Origin of the sequence: Micromonospora sp. NBC_00617 (assembly GCF_045161355.1) — a bacterium.
Taxonomy (GTDB): domain Bacteria; phylum Actinomycetota; class Actinomycetes; order Mycobacteriales; family Micromonosporaceae; genus Micromonospora.
The window spans coordinates 6,006,562-6,025,880 of record NZ_CP107751.1; the positions used below are offsets into that span (position 1 = coordinate 6,006,562).

Sequence of the window (19,319 nt, forward strand, 5' to 3'; positions counted from 1 at the left end):
GGAGGGTTCGCCTAGTGGCCGATGGCGCTGGTCTTGAAAACCGGTAAGGCAGCGATGTCTTCGTGGGTTCGAATCCCACACCCTCCGCCGACGAGCAGCAGAGTGCCGCGTAGCCGTCAGGTTGCCGGCAGGTAGGTGGCGATCCAGTCCCTCAGTCGTTTCAGCACCAAGGGATGGACGTCGACCATCTCGATCCGCTCCGCGACCACTGCCGGGTCGACGATCCCGGCCCGGATCAGGGCGTCGGCGAAGGCGTGGTCCTTCTCCCGGCCAGCTACCAGCTTTGACACGACGCAGTCGTGCGGTTCGAGCGTGTACCCGCGCCCCGGCTGGGTGCTCTGGGACTCCACCAGAACCAGCCGATCCCGCCACCCGTCGGGCAGCCTCGCGGTCGACACGCTCACGCCCTGGGCGTAGTACCCGTTCGTCTCGTGGAACAGCGAGAATTCGCCGATAGCGCCGTCGACCTGGTCCGCCTTGTGGTCGTCCGGGTCGTCGAAGAATGCCACGTCGACCTCCATCGAGGCGGTGGCTTCCAGCGGAAGTCTGCTCTCCGGGATCGCCCCCAGCACCGACTGGCTGCCGATGACAAGGACATCCGGGTCTCCAACGATCTGGCACGCCGATCGCAGGACGTGCTCCAGTTGCTCGCGCCTCACGCGGCTCGCTCCCAGCCACTGCGGGTGAAGGACTCAAGAACCTTCTTGCGCTGTGGCTGTGACAGGACCCCAGCGAAGGGCGAGTTCTGTCGTAGCTCAACAGCTTCCGGATCATCCGAGGTCAGCGCCTTGAGGACGGCATTCACACCCTCGTTGATCTTGTCTTGCCAGCGCTTCAGCCACACCTCGGTCATGGTTTCTCGGTGCTGCCGCAGGAGTCGGTCGAGATTCTCTCTGGCCTTGCCCAGTACCGCGTCCGGGTCGGTGACCAAACTGCCCGCTACCGCCTGGTGCAGCCACAGCGACTTGAGCTGATCACGAGTCAGTTCCGGCTTCGGGCGCAGCAGCGCCTCAACCTGGTCTCGCCTGATCCTCCGATGTGCGCCGACCTTCACGAACGGCAGTTCTCCACGCTCGCACAGGTTGACGACCTGCTGGCGCGAAGATCCAAGCAGCTTGGCAACCTGGCCGGTGGTCAGAAGGTCCTCACCCGTCGTCACCATGAGTGGAGCATGCGCCACAAACGCTAAAAACACAACTCGCTTCGCGGCTACGTACCCTCGGGCTCGTCCCGTCGGGCCTCGCGGATCGTCTCGTCGGCCAGCCGCTCGATCGCGCGGCGGCGCTCCTCGGCGAGGGCCTGCTCGTCCGGCTTGCGCAGCGCGGTGACGACGGCGACCAGAAAATCGCGCCAGATCCCTAGCAAGTATTCCCCCCGTGGAAAGTTGCAGGCAGCCAACCATAGCGTCCGGCCGATGCTGCCGGACAACCGACGCAGTCGGTCGTTCGTTGGCCCGAAACGGGGTATGAAGGGCAGGTATCTGCCCAGACCCGGAAGGACGCCGTCCCGATGACCCTGGAACGACCGATCGCCCCGGACCCGTACGAGCTGCTGCCGACGCTGCCCTCGTTCACCCTGACGAGTGACGACGTGCAGAACGGCGAGCCGATGGACGCCCGGCACGCGCATGGCAGCACCGGTGGTGAGAACGTCTCCCCGCAGCTGACCTGGTCGGACTTCCCCGCCGAGACCAAGAGCTTCACCGTGACCTGTTACGACCCCGACGCCCCGACCGGCAGCGGCTTCTGGCACTGGGTGCTGGTGAACGTGCCGGTCGGCGTCACGCAGCTGCCCAGCGGCGCGGGCGGCGCGGCGGGCACCGACCTCGGCGGGGCGTTCTCGGTCCGCAACGACTACGGCGAGCAGGGCTACGGCGGGGCGGCGCCGCCGTCCGGTGACCGCCCGCACCGGTACGTCTTCGCGGTGCACGCCGTCGACGTGGACCGCCTGGACCTGACCCCCGACGCCAGCCCCGCCTACGTGGGCTTCAACCTCACGTTCCACACCCTGGCTCGAGCGGTGATCCGCCCGACGTACCAAATCAAGGACTAACCCCCGACCCCCGCGATCTTGCACTTACTGCCCCGACATCCCTGACATAAGGGACGCAAGGGCGACCGCAAGTGCAAGATCGCGGCGTGGGTGAGATCGCGCGGGGTGGGGGTGGGCGGGGGTGGGTTAGGACGGGACGCGGGCTACGGCGAAGACGGACTGGCCGAACGGGGGTCGGACGACCTGCTCGGCGGCCTTCGTGGCGGGCAGGACGAGGGTGTCGTACACCTTGACCATTGGCCCCTCCTTCGGCATCAGCCGGAAGACCTTGGTGGCCATGAAGTAGCCGATCAACCCGAGCGCGTTGGCGTAGTGGATCTTCTCCACCGTCAGGCCGGCCTCGGTCATCGCCGTGCCGAGGGTCTTCTTGGTGTACCGGCGGACGTGGCCGGTGGCGATGTCCGCCGGGCTCATGGCGAACTGGAACGCCGGCACGATGATGATCACCGCGCCGCCGGGGCGGACCAGGTCGCGCATGCTGCGCAGCGCGCCCACGTGGTCCTCGATGTGCTCCAGGACGTTGTACGAGACCGCGGCGCTGTAGTCCCCCCGGTCGCTGTGCGGGAGCAGCATCTGCCGGACGTCGATGCCGGGCTGGTCGGCGAGGCGCTCCTTGAGCTGCACCAGCCGGTCGGGGTCGGCCTCCGTGGCGGTGAACCGGGGCAGCCGCTGCGACCATTCCAACGCGTAGTCACCGAGACCGCTGCCGATCTCGATCGGGTCGTCACCGAGGTAGGGCACCGCCAGCTCGACGAACCAGCGACGGTGGTTGACGGCCGTTGCCAGGCCCTCCAGCACCTCGGACTGGACGCGCTGATCCCCAGTGATTTCTGCCATGCGTCGATTCCTCACGATATGAACTCGACCCGTGCCTGGACCGACAGAGTGAATCATCCGCTTGGATGGCAGAAGAATCGGGGGAGCGGTTGGCCGAATTGCGGTCGGGGGGGTGGGCACGTGATCGGCGGTCGGCGAACCCGGCACATAGTACGGCAGTACCCCGAAACATGTCACGGCACCGCCATACGCTGACTACCCTATGAATTGTCATGACTACTCCCGAACCGGACGCGCCCGGCGCCGGCCCGGCCACCCCGTCGTCGGTGGAGGGGGCCGGCGGCGGCGATCGGTTGCGCCGTAACGGGAAGTGGACCGATCTGGCCGCCGTGCTGAGCTTCGTGGTGCTTGGCTTCTGGGTCACCGGGCGTCTCTGGTGGGACCCGGGCAGTGGAGTGCGGGACAACCGCTCCGACCAGTCGCAGTTCGAATGGATGATGGCGCACGGTGCGCGAGTGGTCACGCATTTCGCATACCCGTTCCATTCCGATCAGATGAACGTGCCGGACGGTGTCAACCTCATGGCAAATACGTCCGTATTATCCATTTCATTGCCAATGACGCCGATCACCCTGCTGTTCGGGCCACGTGCGGCATTCCTGCTCTTTCTCACCCTCGGAATGGTCGCCACCGCCACCGCCTGGTACTTCCTGCTCTCCCGCGTCCTGGTCAAGGCCCGGGGGCCGGCCTGGCTGGGCGCGGGCTTCTGCGCGTTCGCGCCGGCCATGGTGTCGCACGCCAACGGGCACCCGAACATCGTGTCGCAGTTCGTCGTCCCATTGATCATCTGGCGTACGCTGCGGCTCGCCGACCCCGGCCGCTGGCTGCGCAACGGGCTGCTGCTCGCTCTGGTGATCGTCTGGCAGGCGTTTCTCAACCTGGAGATCCTGCTGATGACCGCGATCGGGCTCGGCGTGATCGTCGGCGCGTTGGCCCTCAGCCGCCCCGCCCTGCGGTCACGGACCCGGTCCTTCCTCGCCGGCCTGGCCGTCGCCGCCGTGGTCGCGGGTCTGCTGCTGGCGTACCCGCTGTATGTGCAGTTCTTCGGACCCGGCGCCTACTCCGGGCTGTCCAGCCTGATCCGCGGCTACTCCAGCGACCTGGCCTCGTTCGCCGCGTACTCCCGGGAATCGCTGGCCGGTAACCCGCGCACCGCCGCCGGGCTGGCCAAGAACCCGACCGAGGAGAACAGCTTCTTCGGCTGGTCGCTGCTCGTGCTGGTGGTCGCCCTCATCTGGTGGCTGCGGCGGTCGGTGGTGGTGCTCGCGTTGGCCGGGCTCGGGCTGTTCTTCACGGTGCTCTCGCTCGGGCGGGAGATCCGCTTCGCCGGCCACGGCACCGGCGTGCCGGGGCCCTGGGCAGCGCTGGAGAATCTGCCGATCCTGCACTCGGTGGTGCCGACCCGGTGGGCGCTGGCGATCACCCCGATCGTCGGGGTGCTGCTCGCCTACGGCGCCGAACGCGCCCGCGAACTGGCCCGTACGCACCCGGCCGCCCGGCCACAGATCCGCTTCGCCACCGCGACCGTGCTGACGATGGCCCTGCTGCCGATCCTGCCCACCCCGCTGCCCGTGGTCCAGTTGGACCCGGTCCCCACATTCGTGACCAACGGGGCGTGGCGGCCGTACGTGGCTGGTGGGCGCAGTGTGGTGACCCTGCCGCTGCCGGACACGAACTACGCGGAGCCGCTGCGCTGGGCGGCCGCGACCCGACTGGACATGCCGCTGGCCCGGGGCTACTTCCTCGGACCGGACACCCGCCCGAGCGCGGAACCGCCGAAGGTCGCGCTGTTCACCGCGCCGCCCCGGCCCACCAGCAGTTTCTTCGCCACCGTCCGACGGACCGGCGCGGTGCCGCCGATCACCCCGCAGAGCCGGGTCGAGGCGGTCGACGACCTGCGCTACTGGCGGGCCGGCGTGGTGATCCTCGGGCCGCACGAGCACGAGATGGAACTGCGTCGCGGAATGACCGAGCTGACGGGGATCCAACCGGTCTTCACCGGCGGCGTCTGGGTGTGGGACGTCCGGCCGCTGACTGACTGAACGGGGCCGGCCGCGCGGGATCAGCCCTGCCGGACGCAGCAGCCCTGGCAGACCTTCGGGCTGGGCAGCGTGAAGGCCAGGCAGCAGGTGCGTCGCTGCACGCTCGGCTCACCGGTCGGGCCGGGCACCAGCTCGACCAGGTCAGCCAAATCGAGCGCGCCGAGCAGGGTGTCGATGCTCTGCACCGTCGAGCCCGGCAGCGCGTCCGCGGCCCGGAGGATGCCGTGCGCGATGCCGGAGGCGACCGAGCCGAGCAGGGTCCGGGTGCCCACCCGCACCTCCGCCTGGATCGCCGCGATCAGCGGTGCCAGGTGGGCGTCGAGCAGGGAGGCACGCAGCTCGGCCAGCAACTCGGCCTCGCCGGCGACGACCCGCACCTCTGGCAGGCCGGAGAGCGCCAGCGGGTCGTTCGGCAGCACGGCCACGGTGGTGCCGTGGCGCAGGCCCAGCGTGAGCAGGGGCCGGTGGTCCTCGAAGTGGATCAGCACGTCGGACGGGTCGAGCAGCGGCACCCGGCGGGCCGAGGCCCAGCCGAGCACGACCGGCAGTGCCGTCCAGTAGCTGTACGACTTCCAGGCCAGCGCGGCGCAGGCGTGCGCGGTGCCGCCCCAGCGGACGCTGGCCGCGTGCAGCAGCTCCGGCAGGCGGGTGCCGTCGATCAGGGTGGTGGCGGGCGTCCAACCGAACTCGTCGTCGACCAGCAGGCCCCGGGCAAGACCGGGAAGGTCGTCGGTGCCGAACATGGCCCGCAGCGCCGCGGTGACGGGGGCGAGCGGCGTGGCGGTCACGTCCCGCCTCGGCATCACCGCTGTCACCGTGTCATCCCCCGTCCGCGTGACCGGGGAGCATGCCCCGGCGGACGACCAGCGCCGTCCTGAGCTAAGGCTAGCCTAACCACGCCTGGCGGTCTAAGGGAAGCCTTGCCTCGGTCGGATCGGGAGGTCCGGGTCACTCCGGCTCCCGGCGGGAGCAGCGCTCCGCGCCCCGGCGTACTACCCGCACCCGGCCTCCGAAAACGCCGCCGCAGGATCGATCACCGTCGGTGGATTGTCAAGCGTTGTGTCGACAAGGTGGCAGATGCGTGTGCGTTCCGCCACAGAACGTGAAACTAATACTCCCGGCCACGAGGAAGCCGATGACGACGTCACCCCTCGAACGGGCTGCCGACTCCTTCGCGGCCGAGCTCGCCCGCCAGCGCGCCGGGCGAGGCCTGTCCAAGAAGCAGCTGGCCATCCTGATGGGGTTCGACCCGTCCTACGTCAGCCACGTCGAGGGGCGCCGACACCGCCCGACCGAGGACTTCGCCCGCCGGGCCGAGGCCGTCCTGGAGGCCAGCGGCGCGATCTGGCAGCGCTTCCGGGAGTACGACGACATCCGGCACGCCCGCTCCGGCCAACCGCACCGCGAACCCCCAATGCCCGGCCAGTGGCTGCCCCCCGGCACCGGCCTCGTCGTGGAGCGGGAACTGGCCACCCTCACCCACGCCGACGACGCCTACCGGTGCGTCATCCGCCGCGAGCTCTACAACGCCGGCACCGAGCCGGTCACCCGCTACCTCGTCCGCGTCGCGGTGGACCGCTACCCGAACGACCCCGGTCGCTCCAACCGGCACCACCGGGAACACCCGCTCACCTTCGCCGAGCTGCAACTACAGGCCCGTCGCGACGACGGCGCCGGCGACCCGGAGCCGATGCACTGGCGGGCGAAACACGACCGGGACGCGTTCAAGGAGATCTGGCTGCTCTTCGAGAACGGTGAACGGCGCTTCCCGCTCTACCCCGGCGACCGGGCCATCATCGAGTACGCGTACAGCGTCGGGCACGAGAAATGGGGCACCTGGTTCCAGCGGGCCGTCCGGCTGCCCACCCGGCACCTCGCCGTACGCCTGGACCTGCCGGCGGCCCTCGACCCGCAGGTCTGGGGCGCGGAGACCTCGCTCTCCGCGGAGGAGGGCCCGCTGCGGACGGCGCCGCAGCGTCGCGACGAGGGCGACCGGGCGATCTACGACTGGCAGACCGACGCCCCGCCGCTCAACGCCCGCTACCGGATGCAGTGGCGCTTCCGGGCTCGGCCGGACACCGACCCGGACGTCGACCCCGGCGGCACCCGGGTCCGCCCCAGCGAGCGGATGCGCGGGATCGGCATCGTCCAGCGCGGGGCCGACCTCCTCCGCCAGCAGGTCCGGCAGTTCGACCTGCCCGGCGAGGAACAGGTGGCCCGGGACGTCGTGGACCGACTCACCATGGCGCTGTCCCGGCTCGACGAGCTGCACCCGTTCAGCAAGGGAGTGGGCATCGCCGCACCGCAGCTCGGCATCGGCCGTGCCGCCGCCGTGGTCCGACCCCCCGACCGGTCGGCGGAACCGGTCGTCCTGCTCAACCCCCGGGTGGTGGACGCCGACCCGGAGACCGACGAGCAGTACGAGGGGTGCCTCTCCTTCTTCGACCACCGCGGTCTGGTGCCCCGACCGCTGCGACTCGACGTGGAACACGCCCAGTGGGACGGCAGCCGGATCATCACCTCGTTCGAGTTCGGCATGGCCCGGCTCGTCGCGCACGAGATCGACCACCTGGAAGGGCGGCTCTACGTCGACCGGATGGCGCCCGGCGTGCCGCTGGTGCCGGTGGAGGAATACCGGGAGACGGGGCAACCCTGGCGCTACTGAGCAAGGCGGGGACCGGGGCGCGTGCCCCAGGGGGCAGGGGCACGCGCCCCGGTGTGGGGGGAGGAACGTCTAGAGATCGCCGAATGTGTCGTAGCGGATGTTCGGCGGCGGCACCTCGTCGGCGGCCAGCACCCGCAGCGTCGACCGAACCATCTGCGCCGACCCGGAGACGTAGCAGTCGTGCGTCGTCCACGGGCCGTACCGGGCCACCACGTCCGGGATGTCGCCCAACTCGCCGTCGAAGTCGGGATCGTCGCTGCACGCCAGCGTGACCGACAACCACGGGTGCGCGGCCACCAACTCCTGCAGGCAGGCCAGCCCATACAGGTCCGTCGCGTGCCGGGCGCCGTAGAACACGTGCACCCAGCGGGTCCGGTTGTAGCTGGCCAGCTCCTCCACCAGCGCCTTGATCGGCGCCAGTCCGACGCCACCGGCCACGCAGAGGATGTCCCGCTCGGAGGAGCGGTCGAGGGTCATCGACCCCATCGGCGCCGCCAGGCGCAGCAGGTGCCCCGGCTGTACGCGGCGCACCAGCGCCCCGGACACCCACCCCGCCCCGGGGCTCCGCACGTGGAACTCCAGCACGTTGTCGTCGTTCGGGGCGTTCGCCACCGAGTAGTTCCGCCACACCCTCGGGTGGAAGCGGGGCAACTCCAGGCTGACGTACTGGCCCGCCCGCCAGGACAGCGGATGTTGCAGGGCCCGGCAGGTCAGCACGGCGATGTCCGAGCCGTGCCGCTCGTGGGTCAGCACCTCGGCGTGCCAGAACGGCGGGTTGTCGTCGCCGGCCGCCCCGGCCACCATTTTCGCCGCGATCGCCGCGTACGCGTCCCGCCACGCCTGGTCGTACTCCAGGTTCCAGCCGTCGCCCGCCGTGCTGCGCAGCGCGTCCAGCAGCGCGACGCCCATCGTCGCGTAGTGCTTGTCGTCGACGTGGTACTTGCGGTGGTCCCGGCCCAGCGCACGCAGGAACTCGTCGAAGCTCTCCGGGTCGTCCACGGTGTGGGTCGCCGTGATGATCGCTTCCAGCAGGCGGTCACCCTGGCCGTTCATCTGCACCGGGAAGAGCTGCCGCAGGGCGGGGTCGAGCAGGAACAGCCGGGCGTAGAAGTGCCCGCTCAGCCGCTCCCGGTCCTCCTCGACGAGGGTCCAGCTCTCCTTCAGCAACCGTGCGACGTTGTCCACCGGTGCTCCTTCTCCAGACGGCAGCGGATCGGGCGCTCATAGAATCTCCACGGAGCGTGCTCACCGGTCGCACAGAATGTGCGATCGGTTCACGCCGGCCGATCGGCCGTGCCCGCGGTGCCGTCCGTCGGGCAGAGTGGTGCGGTGACCGTTGAGCTGACCCGCCCGGTGTCCCGCCGAGTACTCGGGACCGAGACGCTGCTGGTCCTCGGCCTCTCCCTCGGCCAGTCCGCGGTCTACGCGGTGGTCTCGATCATCGCGAAGCTGACCGCCGAGGGGCCCCTCTCCAAGCAGACCGCCGCACTGAACACCTCGGCGTCGGCCCGACCCTGGCTGGACCTGACGTACCAGCTCCTCGGCATCGTCTTCGCGTTGCTGCCCGTGCTGCTCGCCGTACACCTGCTCAGCCGCGACCCCGGCGACCCGGCGCGGACCCTCGGCCTGGACGCGCGGCGGCCCGGCCAGGACCTGGCCCGGGGTGCCGGCCTGGCCGCGCTGATCGGTCTGCCGGGCCTGGCGCTGTTCTGGGCGGCGGCACAGCTCGGCATCAACGCCACGCTGGTGCCGGCGGCCCTGCCGCAGGTCTGGTGGGCGGTTCCGGTGCTGATCCTCTCCGCAATGCAGAACGCCGTCCTGGAGGAGGTGATCGTGGTCGGCTATCTGGTCACCCGGCTGCGCCAGCTCCAGTGGCGGCTCGCCGCGGTCATCGCGGCCAGTGCGTTGCTGCGCGGGAGCTACCACCTCTACCAGGGCTTCGGCGCGTTCGTCGGCAACGCGATCATGGGCGTCGTGTTCAGCCTCTTCTACCTGCGAACCCGCCGGGTCCTGCCGCTGATCATCGCGCACACCCTGCTCGACGTGGTCGCCTTCGTCGGCTACGCGCTGCTGCCCCGCGACTGGTTCACCTGGCTCTGACCGCTCAGCGCCGGCTCGGCCGATAGGCGGCCACCGCTCGCGCGGCCAATCGATCGGCAGCCGCCGCGTCGCCCAACGTGGCGGCGACCACCGCCGCACCCGGCAACAGGCGGGACGCCAACCGCAACGCCACCCATCCGCCCGCCTGGGCGGTGAGCGGCGCTGCCAGCCGCCACGCCGCCTCCGCCGCCCTCGGCCAGGCTCCCTCGACCGGATCGCCAGTTGTCTGCGCCGCGAGCAGGGCCTCCTGCGCGCTCGTCGCGTCCGAATGCACCAGGGTGAGCACCAGCAGCTCGGCGGCCCGGTCGGGGTGCGCCGGATCCTTGCCGTACACCGCCGCCAGTCGCAACACCAGATTGGCCTGCGTCCACAGCACCGAGGCCAGCTCGGCGAGCGGCGCGAAGAGCCCGGCCAGCGCGGCCGCCGCCCCTCCCGCGCCCGCCGCCCGCACGTACCGCCGCGTCGCCAGCCGCGCCAGGCCGTCCGCCGGAGCGTCCGGATACCGCGCCCGCAGCCGCTGCGCCCACTCGGCCGCGCCCGGACCGAGCGCCCGGACCGCCTCCAGCGCCAGCAGCTCCGGCGCGAAGCCTGGGTGGTCGCGCAGGCGGGCGATCAGCGCCCGCACATCCGATTCCGGGGTACGCCCCGAAGTCTGCACCGGGTCGTTCTCTGCTTCAACCATGGCGGTCGAGGGCTGCGGGGCCGAGGTGGCTTGCGCGGGCGTGGCGTTGCGCTTGAGCGCCGGGGCGGCCTTCTTGGCTCGGGTGACCTTCCTGGCCGGGGTGACCTCGTCGACCGGGACGGCTTTCCTGGCCGGGGTGGCTTTCTTGGCTGGGGCAGCCTTCCTGGCGCGGGCTGCCTTCTTCGTCGGGGTCGCCTGCTTGGTGCCCGGCTGGTCCACGCCCGCTGCCGGGGTGTCGCCGGACGGGCTGGCCTGGTCGGTGGCGGGCGGGGCGCTCGGTGCGGGAGACGAGCGGAGCGGCTGCCGGGGCAGGGGGCGCTCCGGGTCCGGCGGCTGAAACAGCACGGTCGGGGCGGGCCTCGGCCGTCGAGGGCGCTGCCTACCCGACGGAGCGACCGCGCCTGCCGCCGGCTCGGCCTTCTGCACCGGCTGCTCGGCGGCGACCGGCTCCACCGGCTGCTCGGCGGCTGCCGGCGGAGTGAAGGTCGCCCGCGGAGGGCGCCGGCGCGCCCGGTCAGCAGGTTCTCGGCTGGTCGGCTCGCTCGGCGGCTGCTCCTGCATATCGATGGAGCGTAGTCGCGATCACGCCTCCGCACAGGGGTGAAACACGGGGACCGGGCCGTACCCCGGAAGTCGTTTTGCTCCCGGTGGGTGGCGACCTGTATCCTCGGGCGCGGTGGTCCGCGGGTCACCAGGGAGACTTCGCCTAGTCTGGTCTATGGCGCCGCACTGCTAATGCGGTTGGGGTCTTAAAGCCCCTCCCGGGTTCGAATCCCGGAGTCTCCGCGCGAAAGCCGGGTGTGTAGACTGGCTGAGCACGAGCGCCCGTAGCTCAATGGATAGAGCATCTGACTACGGATCAGAAGGTTAGGGGTTCGAGTCCCTTCGGGCGCACAGGGTATGACCTGCAAAAACGCTCCTCCGGCGATCGATAGTGATCGACTGGAGGGGCGTTTTTCGTGCCCCCCAGGGGGTCACGCGATCCGCCAGAACTCACCTGATCCTTGCGGAGTGTCATCAAAGGCTTCCTCTGCTGTGTTGGTTGTCCGCATTCGCTCGTCCACCTGCGAGGCTGAATTGCTACGGCCGCGAACCGCCCCCGCGCGACGAACCTGAGGTGGGCGAACGGGCCAATCCCTGCGTCAGAACCCGGTGCGTCGCGGTCGGGTGCTCATGCTCGTCCTCACTCTGCCCCCTCTTCTCGATCCGGGCACGGCAGGGTCCCTATGCGTGGAGTTGACCGATTGAGGGCGAGTCGTGCGGCCAGGAAAGTTCACGAAGCTCTATGCCTAGAGCGTTGGCGAGGGACAGCATTGTGAAATAGCCGGGCTCGATCACCCTCCCCGACTCGATCTTTCTCAGGGTTGAGACAGCGACCTGGGCGCGTCCTGCGAGCTGCTCCTGGGTCAGCCCTCGTTCTGTGCGCAGCGTTCGCAGCCGGGTGGCGAGTATCTCGGCTTGATCCCGGAACCGGCTGTCTTCGCGGCGAGCGCGCCCTGCTGGCACACGTCAGATCGTAGTGGTAAATTTTGACCGGTCCAACTTTACCGCTACAGATGATCGAGCCACTTGGGTAAGTTGAGGTTGGTGGAAGGGGGCGGGTCTGTGACGGCGTCAGGCGAGCACATCAAGGCGCTCGTGCGCAATCACGCCGCCGGTGATGATGCCGCCTTCTACGCTGTCGCCCTCCAGGTCGCGGCAAAGGCGGCCCGCCAGGGCCACGGAACGCTGGCTAACGAGCTCAAGCGGGTAATCGAAGGTGCTCGGAGCCAGCCGGTCGCAAGCAAGGTCACAGCTATCGCCCGCCCGCGCGGGGACCTGGCCGATCTGGTTACAGCGGCATTCCCGAACGTGTCTCTCCGCGACCTGGTCGGTCCGCCGCAGTTGAAGGACGCTATCGCTCGCGTGCTTCATGAGCAACGTCAACGGCAGGCTCTTTCGGAGCACGGGTTCGCACCGGCCCATCGACTCCTACTGGAGGGCCCCCCGGGCACGGGCAAGACGATGACTGCAGCGGTGATCGCTCACGAGCTAGCTCTGCCACTGCTGACGATCCGCCTGGATAGCCTGCTCAGCAAGTACCTTGGCGAGACAGCGAGCAAGCTGCGCGCAGTATTCGACGCTGCGGCGTCCCAGCGGGCGGTCTACCTGTTCGATGAGTTTGACGCCCTTGGCGGCCATCGAAGCGGCAATGACGTCGGAGAAGCCCGCCGAATTCTGAACTCGTTTTTGATCTTCCTTGAGCAGGCCAACGCCGAAAGCATTGTCGTGGCTGCCACGAACCATCGGTCGATCCTTGACCATGCGCTGTTCCGTCGCTTCGACGTTGCGATCAGATACGAGCTGCCGGACGGCGCGCAGGCATCGGAGGTCATGAAGACCCGGCTTGGGTCGATGGGGCGGGGCATTCGATGGGCGGCGATCCAAGCCCAGGCATCCGGGCTGAGTCATGCCGAGTTGGTCAAGGCCGCCGAAACTGCCGCCAAGCAGGCCATCCTGCGCGGCGAAGAGCAGGTCACGGTCGCTGACCTAACCGAGGCATTGCGGGAACGCCGAGCGGCGGGCAGTGAGTAGCCCGGCCCGGTCGTTGGCGCATCTGACCGTCACTGGTCGCGCCGAGGACCGTAGCTTCAACCGCAGTGGCCGGGGCAACCCGCGAATCCGGGATGTCGAACGCCGAGCCCATGGGACCAAGCTACGCGGAGATCTCGAACGCTCCCTGCATCAAGCAGACGTTGAACGCGCCGCGGTAGCCGAAGACCTCACGCTGGAGGAGCTCAAGGCGCTCGGCATCATCCTGGTGCTCGATGCAGCGGATCCGGCTTTCCCATTGAAGCTGGACTCGCTCGAGCGAATGTCGTCCCATCGCGTGAAGCGTCCGCAGTGGCTGTTGTTGGCTGTCAACCCGGCCACCGGAGATCGGCCCGAAAGCGCCGTGGTCTGGGTCAGTGATGCGTACCGCGGGACCTTCCTGAAGATCTTCGAGGATTTTCTTGAGCGGAACACACGCACCGGGGAGCCGCAGAAGCGTGCGCTTGTCGCGAACATCGCCTCGATCCGGCGGGCTGTGCTCCTCGACCTCTGGCAGTCCGCCGATGACCCGCCGACAGGGCTGGCCTGGTGGGAGATCTGGCTGACCCGGACTGACACCGGAGTGGAACTCCTCCGCGCGTACGCAGCTGCGAACCGTTTCCGGATGTCTCAGCGGCGCATGGACCTTGTTGACCGCACGGTGGTCTGGCTACAGGCCCGCTGGGACGACCTGCACGCTTTGCCGTTCACCGCTGTCCCCGTCGCCGAAATCCGGCGCCCTGAATTCGTCGACACGGTCGAGGACTACTCCCGGGATGACCAGGACGAGCTGACAACAGACCTGGTGGAACGGACCAAGTTCGCCCCGGCCGGGGTGCCCGTCGTGTGTCATCTCGACAGCGGTGCGCGCCGTTCCCACGTACTGCTGTCAGAGTCGATCGACCCCAGCGACGTGCATTCGGTGGTCGGCGACAGCGGCGAGGACCGGCGAGGTCATGGCACCTTGATGGCTGGGCTCGCTCTCTACGGTCCTCTCGACCATCTGCTGTGGGGGAACGGGCTGGTTACGCTGACGCATCGGCTTGAGTCGGTCAAGATATTGCCCGACGAGCCGGCCACGAACAATCCAGCGGCTTATGGATTGATCACGGCGCAGGCGGCAGCGGCTGCGGAGGCGTCAGCACCGGGCCGGCAACGTACCTTCTGCATGCCGATTACTGCACCACCTGAGGCGCGAGCTGGCGAGCCTTCGCTGTGGTCGGCGGCGATCGATGCGCTGAGCATCGGCACCGACATCGGTCAGTCTGACACGGGGATTGCGCTCCTCGGTCAGCCCGATTTCAGCGCCGCCCGCTTGTTCCTGATCTCGGCTGGCAACGTGCGTGACCGGCCGCGGGGGCTTGACCACCGAGAACTATGCGACATCTCGGAGATTGAGGACCCGGCGCATGCTTGGAACGCGCTCACCGTGGGCGCATACACCCAGCTGACCGCGCCTCCGACGGACCCAACCTTCGACAACTGGACGGCGCTCGCCGGCGAAGGTGAACTCTCCCCGCATAGCCGCACGTCGGTGTCCTTCGCTAGCCGAGCTTGGCCGATCAAACCGGACATCTGTATGGAAGGTGGCAACGTCCTCAGTGACGGCGTCGACTTTCACGACGGACATCCGGTTGTGTGTGTCCGCACAACCTCGGCCCGGGACGACCTTGCCCTCGCCTCGGCGAACGCCACGAGTGCCGCTACGGCGCAAGCGGCCCGACTCGCGGCGAAGGCCATGGCGGCATATCCGTCCTACTGGCCGGAGACTATTCGAGGCCTGCTGGTCCATGCGGCCGAGTGGACGCCGGCCATGAAAACCGATGTGCAGGGTGCAACAACGAAGGCTGTCCGGCAGACGATGCTGCGCCGCTACGGTTGGGGCGTACCAACCGAAAATTCGGTCCTCGCCTCCAACACCAACGCTGTCACCCTCGTGACCCAGGACGAATTCGTTCCGTTCGACGGCCGAGACCACGCTGCCCGACGCTTTCGGCTGCACCGGCTGCCGTGGCCGGCTGAGACGCTTCGCGAACTCGCCGAGGCAACCGTCCAACTCCGCGTCACCTTGTCCTACTTCATTGAACCGACTGCATCCCGACGAGGCTGGCGCCGGCGCTACGCCTATGCCTCACACGGCTTAAGGTTCGAGTTGAATGCACCCCTCGAGCCCGTCGACGCCTTCGTCGCGCGCATCAATCGCGAAGCGCAGGACGAGGAAGCAGGCGCCCGCCCACCCAGCGGATCGGAACGCTGGCTTGTCGGGGGTAACCAGCGCAACCTTGGCTCACTCCACCAAGACATCTGGGAAGGAGATGGCGCGGCTCTCGCCGACTGCAGCCTCATCGCCGTACACCCGGTTGGGGGCTGGTGGAAGAACAACAAACGGACCGACCGAGCAAACCTACCCCTGCGCTACAGCCTCATCGTCTCGCTTCGCACAGCCACGCAGGACGTCGACCTGTACTCACCGATCGCCGTACAACTCACCGTGCCAGTCGTAGCCGAAATCGAGGGGCTTAGCTGATCCTCGGCGGGCGGGGTGTCTCGTACCTTCAGGGGGGACGTCCGCCGCTGACGCTGGTCGACGGTAACGAAGAGCGACCAGAGGTAGCCTTTGGTGAGGATCCGCCCAGGCGACTGGCTCGGCTCGGTCGGATCCGTACCGGGCGGGATGCTCCACCGCATGATGAAGACCTCGGCGGGCAGGTGACGAGACCGCAGCGCAGGCGTGCGGCAGGTGTCCGTCTGACGGCAGAGCGAGTGGTGGTCGGGCAACGGGCATCCCGTCGACGGCATGTGGGTGGCCAAGGAAGCCGACCGCCGCGGCGTCGACCCCTCGGTGGTGATCGAGGACCTGGCGAGTCAAACACGCCGAGCGGCTGATACCCCGCCAGCAGATCAAGGTGCGGGCGCCGGACCTGGACCGCAGGAACCGTGCCCCCCCGGGGGGCACCTTGGGGGACGGAACTGCGGTCTAGCGTCACGTTCCGTCGACAATGCAACATAGTGAATCCGGGCAAACTGACATAAGTGCAGGTCAGGGTCACCATCCCCTTCTGGCTACGGATCAGAAGGTTAGGGGTTCGAGTCCCTTCGGGCGCACGAGATCATCAGACGTCTGACCTGCGGAAACGCGGTCAGACGTCTTTTGTTGATCGTCGCGGTTGGACAGTGGGTGTCGCGTGGGTGTCATGTGGGCGCCGTCACTTTCCGTAATCATGCTTGGGTCGCATGTGCGTTGACCTGCTCTTTCGTGGTGAGGTCACTGGTGCTTGGCGGGTAGTGCGCTTGTTTTTTGGGCGGGGTGCGGGGCGGCTGCGCTGGCCCGTCTTCCTGATCTTTTCGCGGGTGCGGCGGGCGGCGGCAAGAACCAGTCGCGCAGTGGCTTCGGCGCTCCTACGCTGGGCATATGGCAGGACGCTGGTGTAGGTGTCAGCGGTGGTGACGATACTTGCGTGGCCGAGCTGATCTTGCCCGGTTTTGAGGTCGGCACCGGCTTCGTGGGCGAGAGACGCGGCACCGTGCCGGAGGTCGTGGAGACGGATCGGCGGGATGTCGGCTCGCTTGACGAGTCGACTGAAGTGCCGTGTGGCGTATCCGGGGTGCGTCGGGGCGGATGAACACGTAGCCGCTGTCGTAACAGGCTCTGCCTGCCGCCTCGCGGGCGACCTGTTGCTGACGCTGGCGGCGTTGGTGCTCGCGGAGCACGGCCACGGTGTGTTTGTCGAGAGCGACGGCGCGCGTGCTGGCAGTCGTTTTGGGTTCTCCTTCGATGACCTGGTAGCCGACGACGGTGCGGCTGCGGAAGATGAACAGCACGCCGTGGTCGAGGTCGATGTCGGACCAACGCAGGCCGCATGCCTCGCCGCGACGTAGGCCGCGCAGGGCGATGAGCCACCACAGGGCGAAGAGCCGGTCGGTGGTGACCGCGTCGAGGAACGCGGCGAGATGAGGCGCGGTCCAGACGGCGACCGCTCGCCGTTGACCGGTTGCTCGCCATTCCGCGACGCGTGCCGGTGTCCACACCTGGGCGTGTGGCTTGCGGTAGGACGGGACTTCGAGGTGCCGGATCGGGTTGGCATCGAGGAGACCCTCCCGGACGGCGAGGTTGAGCGCCGCGCGAAGAGTGGTCCGCAGATGCTGCAGGCATGAGGGCGACTGTGGCTGGCCACGTCCGTTGGTGGTCTGTGCGATGTCGTCGAAGCCGCCGCGGATTCGGCGAATGTTGAGGTCAGCCAGGGTGATCCTGCCCATGTGCGGGACGAGGAACTGTTCGACGTCCCGTGCGTACTGGGCCCTGGTGGTGTCCTTGATCTTCGTGCGGGTGGACAGCCAGTACCGCAGCCACCGTTCGAGGGTCCATCCCTGCGCGGTGCGTTCCTCGCCGGTCTGGGTCAGCCACTCGTTCCGCGCCTGGGTGGCGGCTGCTTTGGACCGGAAGCCGCCTCGGCGGGCACGTGCCGGCCTGCCAAACGCGTCGGTCGCGGAGCAGGCGAAGTACCAAGTGCCGTGACCGCGTTCCGACAGGCGCGTGCAGTTGTTTTCGAGCCGCTTCTTTGTGTCATTGTGCCGGCAGCCACACCGTTTGTAGATTGGACGCTCTGAGCGCCCGCCTTGACCTTTGTCGGTTCTGGTGTGCCATGCACCTGGGGTGATGGTCACCTTCGATTTTGCGCAGGGCGCGCCGGATGGCGTAGGCGTTGGTGCCGTACCGGTTAGTGGCAGAGCCTCGGTTGGCAGGGCTGGGAATTCACTGACCATACGAGTCCTGCAAGGTGGTGCCGCGCTGACGCCCGCGACCATCGCGGCGTTGGATTGCGACGAGCTGATGATCAGGAGCCGTCCGCGGATCGCGGCGCGTACATGATCAGAGCGACGCCGACCAGGCAGATGCCGGCGCCGATGACGTCCCACCGGTCGGGCCGGAACTTGTCGACGATCACGCCCCAAGCGAGAGATCCTGCGACGAACACGCCACCGTAGGCGGCGAGGATCCGCCCGAAGTTCGCGTCGGGTTGGAAGGTGGCGACGAATCCGTACGCGCCGAGGGCGATGACGCCCGCGGCGATCCACCACAGCCCGCGGTGCTCCCGCCAGCCCTGCCAGACCAGCCACGCCCCGCCGATCTCGAACAGGGCGGCGACGATGAACAGCAGGATGGAGCGGACGACGGTCATCGGTGCACCGTAGCGGCCTGGCGGTGGCCCGCGATCATGCCGGCGACCCGGTCGAGCAGCCGCAGCCGCTCGCGCCCACGCAGCCGCCACGGTGGGAGCGGCGCATCGCCCACCACCAGGCGCCCGCGGCTACGGCGGCGAGGGTGATCGCGATGCCGGGCATCCACGCGCCGGCGTCGGCCCAGCCGGCGCCGGACAGGATCCCGGCGGCGAGCAGCAGCGGGATGGCGCAGCACGCCGCGCAGGCCAGCCCGGCCAGGCCGGTCAGGCCGGTCAGGCCGAAGGGCAGCCCGCGGCGGGTTCGGGCAGCATTCTGGTTAACGGTCTTCGGCATCGGGGACTCCTCTGACGGCGATGGTGGCGAACGGGATGGGGCAGCACGGCTGTCCGGCGCATTCGACGAGGTCGTCGCAGCCGGCGTCCACCGCGGCCCGCAGGGTGTCGGCGATGACCTGCAGGTCGGCGATTTTCGCCTCGACCTCGGCGAGCTTGGTGTGGGCGCGGACCCGCAGACCGGCGTCGGGGCCGTGGTGGTGTCGGCCGGCGTCGAGCAGGTCGGCGACCTCGTCGAGGGTGAACCCGAGCCCCTGTGCCGCCTTGATCACTCTCAGCACGGTGACCGCTTCGGCGGGGTAGAGGCGGTGCCCGCCCAGGGTGCGGTCTGGTTCGGCGAGCAGGCCGCGGCGCTCGTAGTAGCGCAGCGTCTGCGGGTTTACCCCGGCTGCGGCGGCGACCTGGCTGCTGCGCAGCCCGTTCACGCCGTCATCCTGGCGGCGGCCCCTTGGGCGAGGGCGTCGAGGACGTCGACGTGCGCGGCTGGCACCTGTACGTCGAGGCGTAGCGTGTCGGTGTCGCCAATGATGGTGAAGGTGAAGAACGAGCAGCAAGAGCTTTCCCGGTCGGTGAGGTCCCGGGCGGTGGCCTCGGCACTCGGGTCGAGGCGCCACCGCAGGTGGGTGGGGGACAGCCGCTGCTGCTCTCGCAGGGCGGTGGTGAACAGGTCGTCGAATTCGGCCAGCCGCAGCGGCCGTTGCACGCTCGGCAGGGTGCACGCCTCGGGCACCCACGTCTGGTCATCGCTGCTCATACCCATGACGGTAAGCCTGTACCTGGGTACCGGATGCAAGCCCAATTGCTCGACGAAGTCCGTCGTGGCGCCGTAGCCAGTCCTTGAGCGCCACCGATTCGCC

18 protein-coding genes, 3 tRNA genes and 1 pseudogene are annotated in these 19,319 nt (G+C 68.7%); 9 read left to right on the forward strand and 13 right to left on the reverse strand.

What is annotated here, in order from left to right:
• Positions 1–87 (forward strand) — tRNA-Ser (locus OG505_RS27740).
• A gap of 29 nt (positions 88–116) precedes the next feature.
• Here OG505_RS27740 and OG505_RS27745 read toward each other — a convergent pair.
• The 3 genes from OG505_RS27745 to OG505_RS27755 are packed head-to-tail and all read right to left on the reverse strand — an operon-like array spanning position 117 to position 1,365.
• Complete coding sequence (locus OG505_RS27745) at positions 117–659, reverse strand: DUF6036 family nucleotidyltransferase (RefSeq protein ID WP_405428956.1); 543 nt, start codon at positions 657–659, stop codon at positions 117–119.
• Complete coding sequence (locus tag OG505_RS27750) at positions 656–1,162, reverse strand: helix-turn-helix domain-containing protein (RefSeq protein WP_405428957.1); 507 nt, start codon at positions 1,160–1,162, stop codon at positions 656–658. The genes OG505_RS27745 and OG505_RS27750 overlap by 4 nt, the downstream gene beginning before the upstream one ends.
• Before the next feature lie 47 nt (positions 1,163–1,209).
• Positions 1,210–1,365, reverse strand: coding sequence for a hypothetical protein (locus OG505_RS27755; RefSeq protein WP_405428959.1), 156 nt, complete (start codon positions 1,363–1,365; stop codon positions 1,210–1,212).
• Between the two features lie 144 nt (positions 1,366–1,509).
• Between OG505_RS27755 and OG505_RS27760 the strand changes: the two genes are divergently transcribed.
• The gene (locus OG505_RS27760) at positions 1,510–2,052 is read left to right on the forward strand and encodes a YbhB/YbcL family Raf kinase inhibitor-like protein (RefSeq protein ID WP_405428961.1); all 543 of its coding nucleotides are present in this window, start codon (positions 1,510–1,512) and stop codon (positions 2,050–2,052) included.
• 126 nt (positions 2,053–2,178) lie between these two features.
• On the opposite strand, the gene OG505_RS27765 is transcribed toward OG505_RS27760, so the two are convergent.
• Positions 2,179–2,889 (reverse strand): class I SAM-dependent methyltransferase, encoded by a 711-nt coding sequence (locus tag OG505_RS27765; RefSeq protein ID WP_405428963.1) that lies wholly within the window; start codon positions 2,887–2,889, stop codon positions 2,179–2,181.
• Between the two features lie 212 nt (positions 2,890–3,101).
• Between OG505_RS27765 and OG505_RS27770 the strand changes: the two genes are divergently transcribed.
• Positions 3,102–4,931, forward strand: a complete 1,830-nt coding sequence (locus OG505_RS27770; protein ID WP_405428965.1) for a hypothetical protein — start codon at positions 3,102–3,104, stop codon at positions 4,929–4,931.
• Positions 4,932–4,951: 20 nt separating this feature from the next.
• On the opposite strand, the gene OG505_RS27775 is transcribed toward OG505_RS27770, so the two are convergent.
• Positions 4,952–5,734, reverse strand: a complete 783-nt coding sequence (locus OG505_RS27775) for an IucA/IucC family C-terminal-domain containing protein (RefSeq protein ID WP_405434756.1) — start codon at positions 5,732–5,734, stop codon at positions 4,952–4,954.
• 332 nt (positions 5,735–6,066) lie between these two features.
• Here OG505_RS27775 and OG505_RS27780 point away from each other — a divergent pair, with 332 nt between their 5' ends.
• Positions 6,067–7,596 (forward strand): peptide deformylase, encoded by a 1,530-nt coding sequence (locus OG505_RS27780; RefSeq protein WP_405428967.1) that lies wholly within the window; start codon positions 6,067–6,069, stop codon positions 7,594–7,596.
• A gap of 69 nt (positions 7,597–7,665) precedes the next feature.
• Here OG505_RS27780 and OG505_RS27785 read toward each other — a convergent pair whose 3' ends face one another.
• Complete coding sequence (locus OG505_RS27785; protein WP_405428969.1) at positions 7,666–8,781, reverse strand: globin domain-containing protein; 1,116 nt, start codon at positions 8,779–8,781, stop codon at positions 7,666–7,668.
• Between the two features lie 144 nt (positions 8,782–8,925).
• Between OG505_RS27785 and OG505_RS27790 the strand changes: the two genes are divergently transcribed.
• On the forward strand, positions 8,926–9,696 hold the full coding sequence (locus tag OG505_RS27790) for a CPBP family intramembrane glutamic endopeptidase (protein WP_405428971.1): 771 nt from the start codon (positions 8,926–8,928) through the stop codon (positions 9,694–9,696).
• 4 nt (positions 9,697–9,700) lie between these two features.
• On the opposite strand, the gene OG505_RS27795 is transcribed toward OG505_RS27790, so the two are convergent.
• Positions 9,701–10,939 carry a hypothetical protein gene (locus tag OG505_RS27795; protein WP_405428972.1) on the reverse strand — a complete coding sequence of 413 codons (1,239 nt, stop codon included), beginning with the start codon at positions 10,937–10,939 and terminating at the stop codon, positions 9,701–9,703.
• A gap of 134 nt (positions 10,940–11,073) precedes the next feature.
• Between OG505_RS27795 and OG505_RS27800 the strand changes: the two genes are divergently transcribed.
• Positions 11,074–11,164 (forward strand) — tRNA-Ser (locus OG505_RS27800).
• Between the two features lie 35 nt (positions 11,165–11,199).
• Positions 11,200–11,272: transfer RNA gene (locus tag OG505_RS27805), tRNA-Arg, on the forward strand.
• Positions 11,273–11,602: 330 nt separating this feature from the next.
• Here OG505_RS27805 and OG505_RS27810 read toward each other — a convergent pair.
• Positions 11,603–11,884: a helix-turn-helix domain-containing protein gene (locus OG505_RS27810; RefSeq protein ID WP_405428974.1), complete on the reverse strand. Its 282-nt coding sequence runs from the start codon at positions 11,882–11,884 to the stop codon at positions 11,603–11,605.
• A gap of 99 nt (positions 11,885–11,983) precedes the next feature.
• Between OG505_RS27810 and OG505_RS27815 the strand changes: the two genes are divergently transcribed.
• The gene (locus tag OG505_RS27815; protein ID WP_405428976.1) at positions 11,984–12,952 is read left to right on the forward strand and encodes an AAA family ATPase; all 969 of its coding nucleotides are present in this window, start codon (positions 11,984–11,986) and stop codon (positions 12,950–12,952) included.
• Between the two features lie 13 nt (positions 12,953–12,965).
• The gene (locus OG505_RS27820) at positions 12,966–15,476 is read left to right on the forward strand and encodes a S8 family peptidase (RefSeq protein WP_405428978.1); all 2,511 of its coding nucleotides are present in this window, start codon (positions 12,966–12,968) and stop codon (positions 15,474–15,476) included.
• A gap of 679 nt (positions 15,477–16,155) precedes the next feature.
• Here the strand turns inward: OG505_RS27820 and OG505_RS27825 are convergent.
• From OG505_RS27825 to OG505_RS27845, 5 genes and pseudogenes are all read right to left on the reverse strand, one after another.
• Positions 16,156–17,755 (reverse strand): annotated as a pseudogene (locus OG505_RS27825) (tyrosine-type recombinase/integrase).
• Positions 17,756–17,784: 29 nt separating this feature from the next.
• Positions 17,785–18,129, reverse strand: coding sequence for a YnfA family protein (locus tag OG505_RS27830; RefSeq protein ID WP_405428980.1), 345 nt, complete (start codon positions 18,127–18,129; stop codon positions 17,785–17,787).
• Between the two features lie 34 nt (positions 18,130–18,163).
• Complete coding sequence (locus OG505_RS27835; RefSeq protein WP_405428982.1) at positions 18,164–18,463, reverse strand: hypothetical protein; 300 nt, start codon at positions 18,461–18,463, stop codon at positions 18,164–18,166.
• On the reverse strand, positions 18,447–18,887 hold the full coding sequence (locus OG505_RS27840; protein ID WP_405428984.1) for a MerR family transcriptional regulator: 441 nt from the start codon (positions 18,885–18,887) through the stop codon (positions 18,447–18,449). Before OG505_RS27840 ends, OG505_RS27835 begins: the two co-directional genes overlap by 17 nt.
• Positions 18,884–19,216: a hypothetical protein gene (locus OG505_RS27845; protein ID WP_405428986.1), complete on the reverse strand. Its 333-nt coding sequence runs from the start codon at positions 19,214–19,216 to the stop codon at positions 18,884–18,886. Before OG505_RS27845 ends, OG505_RS27840 begins: the two co-directional genes overlap by 4 nt.
• Positions 19,217–19,319: the final 103 nt, after the last annotated feature.

Bases quoted from the DNA above. Each gene is read 5' to 3' on its own strand.
- OG505_RS27750 (WP_405428957.1), bottom strand. From the start codon at position 1,162: ATGGTGACGACGGGTGAGGACCTTCTGACCACCGGCCAGGTTGCCAAG.
- OG505_RS27760 (WP_405428961.1), top strand. From the start codon at position 1,510: ATGACCCTGGAACGACCGATCGCCCCGGACCCGTACGAGCTGCTGCCG.
- OG505_RS27765 (WP_405428963.1), bottom strand. From the start codon at position 2,889: ATGGCAGAAATCACTGGGGATCAGCGCGTCCAGTCCGAGGTGCTGGAG.
- OG505_RS27770 (WP_405428965.1), top strand. From the start codon at position 3,102: ATGACTACTCCCGAACCGGACGCGCCCGGCGCCGGCCCGGCCACCCCG.
- OG505_RS27775 (WP_405434756.1), bottom strand. From the start codon at position 5,734: ATGCCGAGGCGGGACGTGACCGCCACGCCGCTCGCCCCCGTCACCGCG.
- OG505_RS27780 (WP_405428967.1), top strand. From the start codon at position 6,067: ATGACGACGTCACCCCTCGAACGGGCTGCCGACTCCTTCGCGGCCGAG.
- OG505_RS27795 (WP_405428972.1), bottom strand. From the start codon at position 10,939: ATGCAGGAGCAGCCGCCGAGCGAGCCGACCAGCCGAGAACCTGCTGAC.
- OG505_RS27830 (WP_405428980.1), bottom strand. From the start codon at position 18,129: ATGACCGTCGTCCGCTCCATCCTGCTGTTCATCGTCGCCGCCCTGTTC.
- OG505_RS27835 (WP_405428982.1), bottom strand. From the start codon at position 18,463: ATGCCGAAGACCGTTAACCAGAATGCTGCCCGAACCCGCCGCGGGCTG.
- OG505_RS27845 (WP_405428986.1), bottom strand. From the start codon at position 19,216: ATGAGCAGCGATGACCAGACGTGGGTGCCCGAGGCGTGCACCCTGCCG.